This window comes from Streptococcus sanguinis (assembly GCF_019929145.1).
GTDB lineage: Bacteria > Bacillota > Bacilli > Lactobacillales > Streptococcaceae > Streptococcus > Streptococcus sanguinis_U.
Genome location: NZ_JAHZOW010000006.1, coordinates 29,204 through 44,148 on the forward strand (window position 1 = coordinate 29,204; position 14,945 = coordinate 44,148).

Sequence of the window (14,945 nt, forward strand, 5' to 3'; positions counted from 1 at the left end):
AGCAATATTTTGTAAATGAAATTTACAAAAACGTAAAGTTTGTGTAATGCTAGGATTGAGATACAATTTGTCCTTGCTGGATGGTGAAAATTTTTATATCTTGTGGAAGATTTTTTAAATGTTCTAAAGTTGTTGTAGTAATGAAAGTTTGAATATCCTGAGAGATAGTTTCTAATAATTTTAGTTGACGGTTATTGTCAAGTTCGCTCATTACATCGTCAAGCAACAAAATAGGCGTTTCCTTCGTAATGCTTTCTATTAACTTGATTTCAGCTAGTTTCAGTGATAAAACAAGACTGCGATGCTGACCTTGGCTACCAAAGTTGGCATCCATCTGGTTGATAAAAAAAGCAATATCGTCACGATGAGGACCAACACCTGTATTTTTTTTGAATAGGTCGCGTTTACGGCTGCTTATTAAGGAAGAGCGGTAAGTTTCTTCTAAATTGTCAATTTGGTGTAAAGAAATAGATGACAGATACTTGACAGTCAATTCTTCCAAATTTTGAGAGATGTCCCAGTGCTTGTCTTGGGCAAAGCTTTCTAACTTTTGCAAAAAATCCAACCGATGCCTAATTACACGACAGCCATAGTCAACCAGCTGCTCATCAAGGACAGTCAAGAAGGTTTCATCAACTTTGTCATTAGCTTTCAGATAGGCATTGCGTTGTTTGAGGACATGGTTGTAATTGGATAAATCTGACAGATAGACAGGCTTGATTTGTCCAAGTTCAATGTCTATAAATTTACGGCGTAGACTGGGAGAACCTTTAATCAACTGTAAATCTTCAGGAGCAAAAAGAACAACATTCATAGTTCCAATATAGTCTGATAATTTACTTTGTTTCAAGTGATTGACTTTTGTGATGCGACCTTTTGGTGTCAAGTTAATGTCAAGAGGAACTTTACTAGTCTTTTTTTCTAAGATGCCAGAGACAAGGAGATCATTTTCTGTAAAATGAATCAGATCCTTATCTGAACGTGTGCGGTGGCTTCTTGTCAAGGCTAGGAAATAAACAGCTTCTAAAATATTGGTTTTACCTTGTGCGTTCTGGCCTAGAAAGACATTTAAGCCAGGATGGAAGTCAATATCAGCTTCCTGATAATTTCGGAAATGCTTGATTTTTAATGATTGCAGCCACATGATTAGATACCAGGGAAGCGAACAGGGCTTTTAGTAGTTTTCTGCTTTTTAGGTATCCCTGTATTCTTACGCTTTTCTTTTTTAGAAGTCTGAGATTTTTTTAAATCCTTATTCATGGCTTTGACAAGTTCAGCAACTCGTTTTTTTTCTGCGATTTCTTTCTGGTGTTGCAGAATTTCTTCTTGACTAGGAGCTGTCAGATTAATTTCAATTCCCTGCTCAGGAAGGGAAATCCTATCATTGACACGGAGTTTTTTCCCCCGGCGGTTTTCTGGCTCACCGTTAAAAAGGACTGGATACTCACTTAGAAATGTTTTAATTGCTCCGCCGCTTTGGATAATTCCTGTTTCTTTTAAAAGGGCTTGTAGCGTGATGTAGTCATCAAATAATTTATATTCCATATTTCACCTCAACCCTGTCATTATACCATATTTGTTAGTAAAAAGTGCTGAGGTGCTTTGGATAAAAGTGGAAATTTTCTCCTGTTATCAGAAAACGTTTTAATCAGCAAAAAGCTTGGTAGAACAAACAAATCAGAGGCATTTCATGATATAATAGTAATCTATATTATTCAGTATGAGGGGCGTCATGGAAATCACTAAAGGAGTTCGTCTCCATTTTATTCAATCAGAAAAATTTAAAACAAACAAAATTAAGGTTCGTTTTTCAGCGCCTATGTCCAAAGAAACAGTAGCTGGTCGGGTTTTAACAGCCAGCATGCTAGAAACTGTCAATGCGGTTTATCCTACTTCGCAGGCCTTCAGGGAGCGTTTGGCCAATTTGTATGGTGCTGATTATTCTACGAGTCTTTCAAGGAGAGGATTGGTCCATTATTTAGATATCAATCTTTCTTTTGTGCGGGATAAATTTTTGAGTCGCAAGAATGTCCTGACAGATGCCATGCTTGATTTTTTGAAAGCCAGCTTGTTTTCTCCATTGGTAAGTCAAGACGCTTTTGATGAATCTGCTTTTGAAATTGAGAAGAAAAATATCTTGAATGATTTGGAAGCTGAAATTGAGAATCATTTTTATCATGCTCATCGAGAATTAGACAAACTCTTTTATGAAGAAGAGGAAATGCAGATGCCTCGTGTTGGGACAATTGAATTAATCCAGAAAGAGACAGCTGCAAGCAGTTTTGTTGCTTTTCAGGAGATGCTTCAGGAAAATCAGATTGACTTTTTCTTTATTGGGGACTTTAATGAAGTGGCTGTTCGGGAGAAAATTCAATCTTTCAATTTTGCACCTCGCCAACAAGAACTTCAGTTAGTTTATCAGCAAGAATATTCCAATGTTTTACGAGAAGGACTGGAGCAGAAAGATGTCCATCAGTCAATTATTGAGTTGGCCTATCACTTCCCTATTCAGTACGGAGAGAGTGAGCACCTGCCTTTGGTCGTTTTAAATGCTTTGCTAGGTGGCTTTGCCCATTCGAAATTATTTGTCAATCTTCGTGAAAAGGAAGGGCTGGCTTATACAATTTCTAGCAATTTTGATATTTTTTCAGGAATGATGCGGATTTACGCTGGTATTGACCGCAGTAATCGGACCAGAACAGTTGCTTTAATCAACCGACAGATTGTTGATTTGAAGCGTGGGAATTTTAGTCAGGAAGAACTGAATCAAACCAAGAAAATGCTGAGAAATTCAGTATTGTTAGCTCAGGATCGACAGAATACAATCTTAGAGAGAGCTTATATGGCTTCTGTTTTAGGGAACAAATTCTTATCTCTTGAAGCTTGGCTGGAAGCTTTGGAACAGGTTCGTAAGGATGATATTATCAAAGCAGCTGGTCTCTTAAAATTACAAGCTATTTACTTTATGGAAGGAAAATAATGCAGGGAGAAGTGCTAGAAAAAATCAATTATTCAGCAGTGGGAGAAACTGTCTATCAGACAGTATTAGCAAACGGTTTACGTGTTTTTCTTCTGCCTAAAAATGATTTTAATGAAACTTATGGGATTATCTCAACTAATTTTGGTTCAGTGGATACAGGGATTGTTTCACGTGAAACCAAGCAGGTCACTCAATATCCGGCTGGAATAGCTCATTTTTTGGAACATAAGCTTTTTGAAGGCCGGCAGGGAAAGGATTTGCTGCTGGAATTTACTAAGCTAGGTGCTGAGAGTAATGCCTTTACAAGCTTTACTCGGACTAGCTATCTATTTTCTGCAACAGATAACATTTCAGAAAATCTACAGCTTTTGCAAGAACTTGTGCATCGGGCTGATTTTACAAAAGAATCCATTTTGCGGGAACAGGATATTATCGGTCAAGAAATTGAAATGTATCAGGATAATCCAGATTATCGTCTCTTTTTTGGAGCCTTGGCCAATCTCTATCCTCAAACACCTCTGGCAGAAGACATTGCAGGAACGAAAGAGTCTATCTCTGAGATTACCGTCGAAAATTTGAAGGAAAATTTCAGTAACTTTTATCATCCTTCTAATATGACTTTGTTTGTGATTGGTAATTTCGATTTGGAACAGATAGCTGCTGAGATTGCTGAACAGCAGGAAAAATTAGTTTTTGCTGGGAGTTCGGAACCTATTGAAAAAATTCCTGTTAGTCTTCACCCAGTGGTATCAACGGACACCTACCGAATGGAGGTAGCTAGTCCAAAACTGGCAGTTGGGATTCGGGGAACAGACTTTGTTGATGAATCGGAGTTGTATCGCTATAAAATCACTTTGAAACTTTTATTTGCCATGATGTTTGGCTGGACTTCCAAGCGTTTCCAATCCCTCTATGAAAGTGGGAAAATGGATAATTCTTTAACGCTGGAAGTGGAAGTAGAAAAAGATTTTCACTTTGTCATGCTGACGATGGATACTCAGGAACCGGTGGGACTTTCTCATCAATTTCGTTCAGCCATCAAGAATTTTGACAAGGATCCAGATGTGACAGAAGAGCATTTGGATACGATTAAAAGTGAGATGTTTGGTGATTTTCTGCATGGTTTAAACTCGCTTGAGTATATTGCAACCCAATATGAACCGCATTTGACGGGTGAGAATCTGTTTGATTTGCCGAAAATTTTACAGGACATCAGCTTGAATGATGTGATAAAACTAGGTCATCGATTTATCGATCAGTGTGATATGACAGATTTTACTATTTTTCCAAAATAATTCCAGAATCGTTTTTAAAATTTTGTTAAAATAGTGAAGAATAGAAATAAGGGAAAAGTACGTATGAGAAAAAAAACAATAGGAGAAGTGTTGAAGCTTGCCCGGACTAATCAAGGGCTGAGTTTGGAGGAATTGTCAAAAAAAACAGATATCCAGCAGGATTTGCTGGAAGCGCTGGAACGAAATGACTATGATTTGCTTCCTAGTCCTTTCTATGCCCGTAGCTTCTTGCGGAAATATGCTTGGGCTGTAGATTTGGATGAATCCATTATTCTGGAGGCTTACGAAGCTGGTGAGATGATTGTCTTTGATGAAGTGGCACTGGCAGCAGATGAGGAATTTAGGAGCAGAAAAAATAAAAATAAAAGCTCTTTTCTGCCCTTGTTCTATTTTCTCTTATTGGCTTCAGCTATTGCAGCTTTCGTGGCATACTATATCTGGAGCTATGCTCATACTAATTCGGTAAGTTTTAAAGCATCTAACAGCAATTATAGTCTGGTGCCTTCTACAAGTACTAATAGTCAGATGAGTTCCTTTTCTTCGGCTGATTCTAAGTCAGTTTCTTCCTCGGCTAGCAAGTTGACAGTTGGTGGAAGCGGAGATAATTTGATTGCTGAGTACAGCGGAGCACGTCAGCCTGTCAAAGTGACCGTTTCTGTGGAGCAAACGACCAATTTGGTAAGCATAAGCGATTCAGAACTAGCCGAAGGCATCACCTTATCTCCTGAAAAATCAAGCCAGACGGTTGCTCTTGAGCCAGGCAATAAGTATCTTATAACGTTAGCACCTGTTAAAGGAGCAACTGTGACGATAGAGGGACAAAAACTAGATACTTCGGCTTTGACTAGCGATAGTGGAACCATTAGTTTGAACATTACGAAAGGATAAAAACGAAGGGAATCCCATGAAAAAAGAAAATATTCCAAATGCCTTAACTCTTGTCAGGATTGCTTTAATCCCTGTATTTGTTGTGATTTTAACATTCGGTCATTCTTCCATTATGCATATCTTGGCAGCTTTTATCTTTGCTTTTGCCAGTATAACTGATTATCTAGATGGTTATTTGGCTCGAAAGTGGGAAGTAGTAACAAATTTTGGTAAATTTGCTGATCCCATGGCTGATAAGCTTTTAGTGATGTCTGCTTTTATCATGTTGATCGAGATGAAAATGACTCCTGCCTGGGTTGTAGCTATTATTATTTGCCGGGAATTGGCAGTAACAGGTCTGCGCTTACTTCTAGTGGAAACAGGCGGTACAGTCTTGGCGGCTGCTATGCCTGGTAAAATCAAGACCTTCACGCAGATGTTTGCTATTATTTTTCTACTGATTCATTGGACTCTCTTAGGACAAATCCTTCTGTACATTGCTTTAATCTTTACGATTTATTCTGGATATGACTACTTCAAGGGAAGTGCCTATCTCTTTAAAGACACCTTTAAATAATATGGAAAATATCATCGAAGTAAGAAATCTTAAGTACAAATACGATAGTGAGTCTGAGAATTACACTTTAAATGATGTCTCCTTTCAAGTAAAAAAAGGGGAATGGCTGTCTATTGTCGGTCATAATGGCAGTGGAAAATCAACCACTGTTCGTTTGATTGACGGTCTTTTAGAAGCGGAAAGCGGAGATATTATTATCTCAGGCGATAAGCTAACAGCTGAAAACGTCTGGGAAAAACGCAGACAGATTGGCATGGTATTCCAAAATCCAGATAATCAGTTTGTCGGTGCAACTGTAGAAGACGATGTAGCCTTTGGTTTGGAAAATCAAGGGCTGGACTATGATCTGATGGTAGAGCGAGTCCAGCAGGCATTAGAGCTTGTCGGCATGCAGAATTTTAAGGAGCGTGAACCAGCTCGTCTTTCTGGAGGCCAGAAACAGCGGGTAGCTGTTGCAGGTGTGGTAGCTCTGAGACCGGATATTATTATTTTGGATGAAGCAACTAGTATGCTAGATCCAGAGGGACGTTTGGATCTTATCCAGACCGTGAAAAAAATTAAAGATAGTAATCAGCTGACCGTCATTTCTATCACTCATGACCTGGATGAAATAGCCTTAAGCGACCGTGTTTTGGTTATGAAAGAGGGTCAGGTTGAGTCTACCGCTACCCCGAGAGAGCTTTTTTCTCGAGAAGATTTGGAAGAGCTAGGATTGGATCAGCCATTTGTTAATCAGGTAAAGGAGGCTTTGCGTCAGTCAGGGTTTCCTCTGCCAGACTCTTACTTAACAGAAAAAGAATTGCAGGATCAACTATGGGCATTACTCTCAAAAATGTAAGTTATACTTATCAAGCTGGCACTCCTTTTGAGGGACCAGCACTTTTTGGAGTGGATTTGGAGATAAAATCGGGCAGTTATACAGCTCTTATCGGGCATACTGGCAGCGGTAAGTCAACCATTCTTCAGCTTTTAAATGGCTTGCTGGTTCCCAATCAGGGTAGTGTTGAAGTAGGCAGTACAGTCATCACGGCTGATTCCGTCAATAAAGACATTAAACAGGTGCGCAAGAAGGTCGGTCTGGTCTTTCAATTTCCGGAAAGTCAAGTTTTTGATGAAACAGTTTTGAAAGATGTGGCTTTTGGTCCTCAGAATTTTGGTGTTTCTAAGGAAGAAGCGGAAGCTTTGGCGCTTGAAAAGCTGCACTTGGTCGGGATTTCTGAGGATTTGTTCAATCGCAGTCCTTTCGAACTTTCTGGCGGCCAGATGCGTAGGGTGGCCATCGCTGGTATACTGGCCATGGAGCCCGATATCTTGGTTTTGGATGAGCCGACAGCAGGACTTGATCCATCCGGTCGAAAAGAACTGATGAGGCTCTTTGAAGAGCTACATCGAGCCGGTATGACCATTGTTTTGGTAACTCACCTAATGGATGATGTAGCCAACTTTGCTGATACAGTCTATGTTTTAGATAAGGGCAGAGTAGTCAAGAGCGGTCAGCCTGCTCAGGTCTTTCAGGATCTTGACTTTATGGAGAGTATTCAATTGGGTGTTCCTAAGATTACAAAATTTGCTCACGAATTGGCGGAGAAAGGGATGACCTTCTCGCACTATCCTATTACAATTGAAGAATTCAAGGAGATTTTGCATGGATAAGTTGATTCTAGGCCGCTATATTCCCGGAAATTCAATTATTCATCGTTTGGATCCGCGGAGCAAGTTGCTAGCGATGTTTCTTTTTATTCTATTAATTTTCTGGGCTAATAATCTTGTGACCAATCTGCTGCTGTTTGTTTTCGTTTTTAGTTTGGTCTTGCTGTCCAAGGTTCCTTTGAAGTTCTTTTTAAAGGGTATCCAGTCCATGGTTTTTATCATAGCTTTTACCACCTTGTTCCAGCTGTTTTTGACTTCAGGAGGCGCTACAATTTTTCGATTTGCTTTTGTCAGAATTACAGAAGCAGGACTGTCACAGGCTGGCATTATTTTTAGCCGCTTTATTCTGATTATTTTCTTTTCTACTCTTCTGACTCTGACAACGACGCCCTTAAGCTTGTCCGATGCGGTTGAGTCTTTGCTGAAACCTCTGAGGGTTTTCAAGGTGCCAGCACATGAGATTGGCCTGATGCTCTCTATGAGCCTGCGTTTCGTTCCAACGTTGATGGATGATACTACTCGGATTATGAACGCCCAGAGAGCGCGTGGTGTTGACTTTGGCGAGGGAAAGCTTGTTCAAAAGGTTAAATCTATTATTCCCATTCTAATCCCTTTATTTGCTTCCAGTTTTAAAAGGGCAGATGCTCTAGCTATTGCCATGGAAGCGCGCGGCTATAATGGAGGTGAAGGTCGGACACGTTTTCGCCGTTTGGCATGGAAAAGAAATGACAGCCTGGCTATTATTAGCTTACTTATATTAGGTATTCTACTTTATATATTGAAAAACTGACCTGCTGTTTAAAGTGTTTTTAGAGAATAGTATAAGTTAAACTTGTCTATTTTTTGCTTGGTCAAAGAAAATATTTGGCAAAAAAGCTGTAAAAGTCTGTTTTTAACGTCTAAACTAAATGTTCTTGTAACGTTTGACTTGGTAATGTAACTTTTTGGTAATATTTTATGTGTAAGATAGTATTATCACCGAAAGGAGAATTACATTTTAATGAACAAAAAAACAGCAAAATGGACTTTAACAGGTGCAGTCGCTGCAGCGGCTTTCTTGGTTTCAGGTATTGCAAATGCTGAGACCTATACAGTTGAAGCCGGTGATACTTTATCAGCTATTGCTAACGAAAAAAATACAACTCTTGAGAAATTAGTAGAGTTAAACAAGATCGCAGATCCAAATCACATCCGTGTTGGTCAAATCTTGGAACTTGGAAATAGTGCCAAAACGTCTGAAACAAGCGTAGCAGCAACTGCAACTCCCGTAAATAATTATGCAGCACCTGCAGCAACAGCTAATTCAGCAGCAACATCAGGAGGCCTTGTACTTAGCAATGGTAATACTGCTGGTGCAACTGGCTCTTATGCAGCATCACGTATGGCAGAAATGACAGGTGTTCCTGCATCAACTTGGGAAGCTATCATTGCCCGTGAATCAAATGGTCAAGTAGATGCTTACAACCCTTCAGGTGCAAGTGGTCTTTTCCAAACAATGCCAGGTTGGGGATCAACGGCTACTGTTGATGATCAAATCCAATCAGCCTATAGCGCCTATAGCGCTCAAGGACTTTCAGCTTGGGGTTACTAAGATAGAAATAAAAAACCACAGATTTCTGTGGTTTTTTGGTTTACAAAAAATTGACAATTTATAAGCAGAAAATGGTAGTGTAGATAAAGATTTAAAGGTAACAATCTTATCTATATTGACAGCTATGTAAAGTTATGAAAAGTGTTCTTTCAATATTTTTAAAATGTGCTTGGGAGAATTAGCTAGCAAATCTGCTTCGTTTTCTAGTAACACTTCTTTGCTGCCAAAGCCCCAAAGGACTCCTAAAGTTGAGATTCCTACTTCTTTACCGCCAATTATATCAAACTTTGTATCACCTATGATTATGGTTTCTTCTGGATTTGCATCTAGTGTTCGCAGAGCTCGGCGCAGAACATCTGCTTTGTGGAACGAATCAGGAAGTGAGCCAAAAATATCATCAAATTGGTCAGAGATAGCTAGATTTGCTAATAAATCTTGTGCTGTGGGTTGATTTTTACTAGTTGTTACATAAATTTTATAACCAGCTTCTTTTAACTGTGTCAGTAATTCTGGTATCCCTTCATAGAGGCGAACGCCCCAGATGCCTTTTTCCTTATAGAAGCTACGATAATAGTTAATTGCTTCTGGAACTTGCCTTTCTTCAAGAACAGAAGCGAAGCTTACTTCCAGAGGAGGGCCCATAAAACTTTTTATAATACTTTCTTCAGGGCACTTTTTTCCAAGTTGTTTAAAACTGTATTCAAAGGATTTTTGGATGCCCTTTGAACTGTCAACTAAGGTTCCATCCAAATCAAAGAAGATATATTTCAAATTACTCATCTTGTCTCCTTGTTTACTATCTAGTAAATCTGCTTGACAAATTTGTCAAGGTTATTCTCCAAAGATTTCTTTTGAAAGTTTGCGGCCTGTAGGTGTTGTAGCTAGACCGCCTTCAGCTGTTTCTCTGAAAGCAGTAGGCAGACTTGACCCGACTTGATACATAGCATCAATGACTTCGTCAACAGGAATTTTAGACTCGATTCCCGCAAGAGCCATATCAGCTGCAATAAAGGCGTAACTTGCTCCCATAGCATTTCGCTTGACACAAGGCACTTCGACCAGACCAGCTACTGGATCGCAAATCAAACCCAGCATGTTTTTGATGACAAAACAAATAGCTTGACTAGCTTGAAAAGGTGAGCCTCCAGCAGCCAGAACTAAAGCAGCTGCACTCATAGCTGAAGCGGAGCCGACCTCAGCTTGACAGCCACCTTCAGCTCCCGAAATTGAAGCATTATTGGCAATGACTAGGCCAAAAGCGCCTGCAGCTAATAGAAAGTTTAGCTGTTCTTCTTCTGAGAGTCCCAACTTTTCAATTGCAGATGTGAGAACAGCTGGCAGACAGCCAGCGCTGCCGGCCGTTGGTGTGGCACAAACTAAACCCATTTTAGCATTATGCTCATTGACAGCAATAGCATTTTTTGCAGCAGTCAGCACAGTGTGGTCTGATAAAGCCTTTCCTGACTGGATATAATGGTCAAGTTTTGCCGCGTCTCCACCAGTCAATCCGCTTCGAGACTTGCTCTCATCGAGTCCAAGAAGGACAGAGGCTTTCATGACTTCCAGATTGCGATGCATCAACCGCAGGACTTCATCTCTTTCACGACCAGTCAATTCATACTCAGTAGCAATCATCAATTCAGCAACATTTCCTTGGTAATCCAAGTCAGCTTGCTCTATCAATTCTTTGATGGAATAAAACATATTTTCTCCTATTTAAAGAAATTCACATTATGCAGATGAGGAATATTGCGAATTTCGTTGATGGCTTCCTCACAGCTGCGGCTGTCAACTTCAATAATCATAATCGCTTTTTCCCCAGCCTTCTCACGGGTGACATTCATCTGAGCTATATTGATATTGTAGCGTGACAGAACTTCGGTGACATGGGCAATCATACCTGGGACATCCTGGTGGACGATAATGATGGTCGGAGTATTCATGCTCAGAGATACTGAAAAGCCATTCAACTCTGTTACTTGAATGTTGCCGCCACCGATAGAGACTCCAGTCACACTGATTGTTTTATGGTCATTTTTGACTGTAATCTTTGTCGTATTAGGGTGGGGAGCATTGCTATCCTTTTGAATCGTCCAGACAATCTTGATGCCTCGTTTATGGGCAATTTCAAGGCTGTTAGGAATCTCTGGATCATCTGTATCCATACCTAAAATCCCTGCTACAAGAGCCAAGTCAGTTCCGTGACCTCGGTAAGTTTTGGCAAAAGAGTTAAAGAGCTGGAATTCTACTTCTGTAGGCTCATCGTTAAAAATAGAGGAGACAATTTTTCCGATACGGACGGCACCTGCTGTATGACTGCTTGATGGGCCTATCATAACGGGTCCGATAATATCAAAAACAGATTGAAATCTTAGTGAAGTCATGATTTCTCCTTGCGGCTAATTTATTATTTTCATTATAACAAAGTTAAGGGCTTTCTGCTGATTTTTTAAATGAATTAAAAGTGGATATTATAAAATTTCGTTAGATAGGAAAGTAAACGAGAAAATCAATAACTTTACAACGTTGTAAATATTCTTTACAGATAATAAATTTAGTTGAATTTCTGATTTGTTTTCCTAGTCCTTTCGTGCTATAATAGGCCTTGCTCAAGCGACCTTCAATCGTTGAAAGCACAGCACGACCTTCAATCGTGAAATAACGAAAAGATGGGAGAACACAATGAGTGATAACTCTAAGACTCGTGTCGTTGTTGGTATGAGCGGAGGCGTCGATTCATCAGTAACTGCTTTGCTCTTGAAAGAGCAAGGTTACGATGTGATTGGCATCTTCATGAAAAACTGGGACGACACAGATGAATTTGGTGTCTGCACAGCCACAGAGGACTACAAGGATGTAGCTGCTGTTGCAGATCAGATTGGCATTCCTTACTACTCTGTCAACTTTGAGAAAGAGTACTGGGATCGCGTTTTTGAATACTTCTTGGCGGAATACCGAGCAGGTAGGACTCCAAATCCAGATGTTATGTGTAACAAGGAAATCAAGTTTAAAGCCTTCCTTGACTATGCCTTGACACTGGGTGCAGATTACGTTGCAACGGGTCACTATGCTCAGGTGAAGAGAGACCAAGAAGGCGTGGTTCACATGCTGCGTGGCAAGGACAACAATAAGGATCAGACTTACTTTTTAAGTCAACTATCACAGGAACAACTGCAAAAGACTATGTTTCCTCTGGGTCATTTAGAAAAGCCAGAAGTTCGAGCAATTGCTGAAAGAGCTGGTTTGGCTACAGCCAAGAAAAAAGACTCGACAGGTATTTGCTTCATTGGTGAGAAGAATTTTAAAGAGTTTCTGAGTCAATATTTACCAGCCCAGCCGGGTCGCATGATGACCTTGGAAGGCCGAGATATGGGCCAGCATGCTGGGTTGATGTATTATACCATTGGCCAGCGGGGTGGTCTTGGAATTGGTGGACAACATGGTGGTGATAATGAGCCTTGGTTTGTGGTTGGAAAAGATCTCAGCCAAAATATTCTTTATGTCGGTCAGGGCTTTTACCATGACAATTTGATGTCAACCAGCCTTGACGCTAGTCAGGTTCATTTCACAAAAGAAATGCCAGAAGAATTTACTATAGAATGTACAGCTAAGTTCCGTTATCGTCAGCCGGATTCCAAGGTGACAGTTACTGTAAAGGGTGACAAGGCAGTTGTCAACTTTGATAAACCACAAAGGGCTATTACTCCAGGTCAAGCAGTCGTCTTCTATGATGGAGATGAGTGCCTGGGTGGAGGCTTGATTGACAGAGCTTATAAGAATGGTCAAGTCTTGCAGTACATTTAGATTGACAATTCAGCTCAATCTGCTAAAATAAGATAAGCAATACCTATGATGGTCAAAGCTCATGGATGTTGCAGGCTTTTTTGTCCTGCACTTCTAGAGATTTGGCCTTTTTTGGTGAAAAAATGAAGGAAAAAGAAATGTCAAACAATTTTACTGAAAGTTATGATATTATCGTGATTGGAGCAGGACATGCTGGGGTTGAGGCATCGCTGGCTGCTAGTCGAATGGGTTGTAAGGTTCTTTTGGCAACCATCAATATTGAGATGCTGGCTTTTATGCCCTGTAATCCCTCTATAGGAGGCTCTGCGAAAGGCATTGTCGTCCGTGAAGTAGATGCTTTGGGCGGAGAGATGGCCAAGAATATTGACAAGAGCTATATCCAGATGAAAATGCTTAATACCGGCAAAGGCCCTGCAGTTCGTGCTCTTAGGGCCCAGGCGGATAAGGAAGTCTACTCCAAAGAAATGCGGAAGACTGTCGAAAATCAAGAAAATCTGACCTTGCGGCAAACTATGATTAATGAAATCTTGGTAGAAGATGGTAAAGTAATTGGAGTTAAGACAGCAACCCATCAGGAGTATGCAGCTAAAGCCGTCATTGTTACGACTGGAACAGCCTTGCGGGGAGAAATTATCATTGGTGATCTCAAGTATTCATCTGGTCCTAACCATAGTCTAGCAGCCATTCCTTTAGCTGATAATCTGCGGGATCTAGGTTTTGAAATTGGTCGTTTTAAAACCGGAACGCCTCCGCGTGTCAAGGCGTCATCTATCAATTATGATGTGACCGAGATTCAGCCAGGTGATGAAAAGGCCAATCATTTCTCTTACACGTCTCGTGATGAGGACTATGTGAAAGATCAAGTGCCTTGCTGGTTGACTTATACCAATGCAGAAAGTCATGAAATTATCCAAAACAACTTGCATCGGGCTCCTATGTTTTCTGGTATCGTTAAGGGAGTGGGGCCACGCTATTGCCCGTCTATAGAGGATAAGATTGTCCGTTTTGCAGACAAGGAACGCCACCAGCTTTTCTTAGAGCCTGAGGGACGTGATACAGAAGAGGTTTATGTACAGGGGCTGTCAACCAGTTTGCCAGAAGATGTACAGAAGGACTTGGTTCACTCTATCAAGGGTCTAGAAAATGCTGAGATGATGCGGACAGGCTATGCCATTGAGTACGATATGATCATGCCCCACCAGTTACGGGCAACCTTGGAAACTAAGAAAATTTCAGGGCTCTTTACAGCAGGTCAGACCAATGGAACTTCTGGTTATGAAGAAGCCGCTGGTCAAGGGATTATTGCTGGGATTAATGCGGCTTTGAAGATCCAAGGGAAGCCGGAGTTAATCTTGAAGCGCAGTGATGGTTACATTGGAGTCATGATTGATGATTTGGTGACCAAGGGGACCGTAGAACCCTATCGACTTTTGACCAGCCGAGCTGAATACCGTTTGATTCTCCGCCATGACAATGCCGATATGCGTTTGACAGAGATGGGACGAGAAATTGGTCTGGTAGATGATGAGCGCTGGGCTCGTTTCGAGATTAAAAAGAATCAATTTGATAATGAGATGAAGCGTTTGGAATCTATCAAACTAAAGCCTGTTAAGGAAACAAACGCTAAGGTAGAAGCGCTTGGCTTTAAGCCTCTGACGGATGCAGTGACTGCCAAAGAATTTATGAGACGTCCAGAAGTGTCTTATCAAGATGTGGTTCAGTTCATTGGTCCGGCTGCAGAGGAGCTTGATGAAAAGATTATCGAGCTAATTGAAACAGAGATTAAGTACGAAGGCTATATTTCTAAAGCTCTCGATCAGGTTGAAAAGATGAAGCGTATGGAAGAGAAGCGGATTCCAGCAAATATTGACTGGGATGATATTGATTCGATTGCGACAGAAGCGCGGCAAAAGTTCAAGAAAATTAATCCAGAAACGATTGGTCAGGCTAGTCGTATTTCTGGTGTCAATCCAGCAGATATTTCTATTTTGATGGTTTACTTAGAAGGCAAGTCTAGAAGCATTTCTAAAAATCAAGCGAAGTAACTCTTGTAAAAGGCTTAGTTTCCTTTGGGAAGCAGCCTTTTTGTGTAAGTTTACAATAGGTTTACAATGCTGTAAACTTTGAAAGACTATTTTTCGCTTCCTTTACCATTGTTAAATGCTTTGATTATTGGGAGAA

At 40.5% G+C, this 14,945-nt stretch carries 15 protein-coding genes; 10 read left to right on the forward strand and 5 right to left on the reverse strand.

The window, feature by feature from the left end; all coding sequences use genetic code 11:
* Positions 1-49: 49 nt before the first annotated feature.
* A complete protein-coding gene (gene recF / locus K1I94_RS10335) occupies positions 50-1,144 on the reverse strand; it encodes a DNA replication/repair protein RecF (protein WP_223315256.1) in 1,095 nt (364 codons plus the stop codon).
* A 2-nt stretch (positions 1,145-1,146) separates the two neighbouring features.
* Positions 1,147-1,545: a S4 domain-containing protein YaaA gene (yaaA, locus tag K1I94_RS10340; protein WP_002894275.1), complete on the reverse strand. Its 399-nt coding sequence runs from the start codon at positions 1,543-1,545 to the stop codon at positions 1,147-1,149.
* Positions 1,546-1,732: 187 nt separating this feature from the next.
* Here yaaA and yfmF point away from each other — a divergent pair, with 187 nt between their 5' ends.
* The 8 genes from yfmF (at position 1,733) to K1I94_RS10380 (ending at position 8,960) form a co-directional block, all read left to right on the forward strand.
* Positions 1,733-2,980 (forward strand): EF-P 5-aminopentanol modification-associated protein YfmF, encoded by a 1,248-nt coding sequence (gene yfmF / locus K1I94_RS10345; RefSeq protein ID WP_317627946.1) that lies wholly within the window; start codon positions 1,733-1,735, stop codon positions 2,978-2,980.
* Complete coding sequence (yfmH, locus tag K1I94_RS10350; RefSeq protein ID WP_223315258.1) at positions 2,980-4,275, forward strand: EF-P 5-aminopentanol modification-associated protein YfmH; 1,296 nt, start codon at positions 2,980-2,982, stop codon at positions 4,273-4,275. Before yfmF ends, yfmH begins: the two co-directional genes overlap by 1 nt.
* 33 nt (positions 4,276-4,308) lie before the next feature.
* Positions 4,309-5,163, forward strand: a complete 855-nt coding sequence (gene rodZ, locus K1I94_RS10355) for a cytoskeleton protein RodZ (protein WP_223315259.1) — start codon at positions 4,309-4,311, stop codon at positions 5,161-5,163.
* Between the two features lie 16 nt (positions 5,164-5,179).
* Entirely contained in the window at positions 5,180-5,719 is a 540-nt protein-coding gene (pgsA, locus tag K1I94_RS10360) for a CDP-diacylglycerol--glycerol-3-phosphate 3-phosphatidyltransferase (RefSeq protein ID WP_223315260.1), read from the forward strand.
* Between the two features lies 1 nt (position 5,720).
* Entirely contained in the window at positions 5,721-6,557 is an 837-nt protein-coding gene (locus K1I94_RS10365; RefSeq protein WP_223315261.1) for an energy-coupling factor ABC transporter ATP-binding protein, read from the forward strand.
* The gene (locus K1I94_RS10370; protein ID WP_223315262.1) at positions 6,533-7,372 is read left to right on the forward strand and encodes an energy-coupling factor ABC transporter ATP-binding protein; all 840 of its coding nucleotides are present in this window, start codon (positions 6,533-6,535) and stop codon (positions 7,370-7,372) included. Before K1I94_RS10365 ends, K1I94_RS10370 begins: the two co-directional genes overlap by 25 nt.
* Positions 7,365-8,159, forward strand: a complete 795-nt coding sequence (locus K1I94_RS10375; RefSeq protein WP_223315263.1) for an energy-coupling factor transporter transmembrane component T family protein — start codon at positions 7,365-7,367, stop codon at positions 8,157-8,159. Before K1I94_RS10370 ends, K1I94_RS10375 begins: the two co-directional genes overlap by 8 nt.
* Positions 8,160-8,369: 210 nt before the next feature.
* Positions 8,370-8,960, forward strand: a complete 591-nt coding sequence (locus K1I94_RS10380; RefSeq protein WP_002894257.1) for a LysM peptidoglycan-binding domain-containing protein — start codon at positions 8,370-8,372, stop codon at positions 8,958-8,960.
* A gap of 132 nt (positions 8,961-9,092) precedes the next feature.
* On the opposite strand, the gene K1I94_RS10385 is transcribed toward K1I94_RS10380, so the two are convergent.
* From K1I94_RS10385 to sdaAB, 3 genes are read right to left on the reverse strand one after another with little or no spacing between them, the layout of a single operon-like run.
* Positions 9,093-9,740, reverse strand: coding sequence for an HAD family hydrolase (locus K1I94_RS10385; protein ID WP_223315264.1), 648 nt, complete (start codon positions 9,738-9,740; stop codon positions 9,093-9,095).
* A gap of 51 nt (positions 9,741-9,791) precedes the next feature.
* Positions 9,792-10,664 carry an L-serine ammonia-lyase, iron-sulfur-dependent, subunit alpha gene (sdaAA, locus tag K1I94_RS10390; RefSeq protein WP_168956580.1) on the reverse strand — a complete coding sequence of 291 codons (873 nt, stop codon included), beginning with the start codon at positions 10,662-10,664 and terminating at the stop codon, positions 9,792-9,794.
* A gap of 8 nt (positions 10,665-10,672) precedes the next feature.
* Complete coding sequence (sdaAB, locus tag K1I94_RS10395) at positions 10,673-11,344, reverse strand: L-serine ammonia-lyase, iron-sulfur-dependent subunit beta (RefSeq protein WP_223315265.1); 672 nt, start codon at positions 11,342-11,344, stop codon at positions 10,673-10,675.
* Positions 11,345-11,618: 274 nt separating this feature from the next.
* Between sdaAB and mnmA the strand changes: the two genes are divergently transcribed.
* Together mnmA and mnmG are read left to right on the forward strand one after the other, a co-directional pair.
* The gene (gene mnmA, locus K1I94_RS10400; RefSeq protein ID WP_223315306.1) at positions 11,619-12,764 is read left to right on the forward strand and encodes a tRNA 2-thiouridine(34) synthase MnmA; all 1,146 of its coding nucleotides are present in this window, start codon (positions 11,619-11,621) and stop codon (positions 12,762-12,764) included.
* Positions 12,765-12,901: 137 nt separating this feature from the next.
* Complete coding sequence (gene mnmG, locus K1I94_RS10405; RefSeq protein ID WP_223315266.1) at positions 12,902-14,809, forward strand: tRNA uridine-5-carboxymethylaminomethyl(34) synthesis enzyme MnmG; 1,908 nt, start codon at positions 12,902-12,904, stop codon at positions 14,807-14,809.
* Positions 14,810-14,945: the final 136 nt, after the last annotated feature.

Bases quoted from the DNA above. Each gene is read 5' to 3' on its own strand.
- recF (WP_223315256.1), bottom strand. From the start codon at position 1,144: ATGTGGCTGCAATCATTAAAAATCAAGCATTTCCGAAATTATCAGGAA.
- K1I94_RS10375 (WP_223315263.1), top strand. From the start codon at position 7,365: ATGGATAAGTTGATTCTAGGCCGCTATATTCCCGGAAATTCAATTATT.
- pgsA (WP_223315260.1), top strand. From the start codon at position 5,180: ATGAAAAAAGAAAATATTCCAAATGCCTTAACTCTTGTCAGGATTGCT.
- mnmG (WP_223315266.1), top strand. From the start codon at position 12,902: ATGTCAAACAATTTTACTGAAAGTTATGATATTATCGTGATTGGAGCA.
- yfmF (WP_317627946.1), top strand. From the start codon at position 1,733: ATGGAAATCACTAAAGGAGTTCGTCTCCATTTTATTCAATCAGAAAAA.
- K1I94_RS10380 (WP_002894257.1), top strand. From the start codon at position 8,370: ATGAACAAAAAAACAGCAAAATGGACTTTAACAGGTGCAGTCGCTGCA.
- sdaAB (WP_223315265.1), bottom strand. From the start codon at position 11,344: ATGACTTCACTAAGATTTCAATCTGTTTTTGATATTATCGGACCCGTT.
- yfmH (WP_223315258.1), top strand. From the start codon at position 2,980: ATGCAGGGAGAAGTGCTAGAAAAAATCAATTATTCAGCAGTGGGAGAA.
- K1I94_RS10365 (WP_223315261.1), top strand. From the start codon at position 5,721: ATGGAAAATATCATCGAAGTAAGAAATCTTAAGTACAAATACGATAGT.
- yaaA (WP_002894275.1), bottom strand. From the start codon at position 1,545: ATGGAATATAAATTATTTGATGACTACATCACGCTACAAGCCCTTTTA.
- K1I94_RS10370 (WP_223315262.1), top strand. From the start codon at position 6,533: ATGGGCATTACTCTCAAAAATGTAAGTTATACTTATCAAGCTGGCACT.
- K1I94_RS10385 (WP_223315264.1), bottom strand. From the start codon at position 9,740: ATGAGTAATTTGAAATATATCTTCTTTGATTTGGATGGAACCTTAGTT.
- sdaAA (WP_168956580.1), bottom strand. From the start codon at position 10,664: ATGTTTTATTCCATCAAAGAATTGATAGAGCAAGCTGACTTGGATTAC.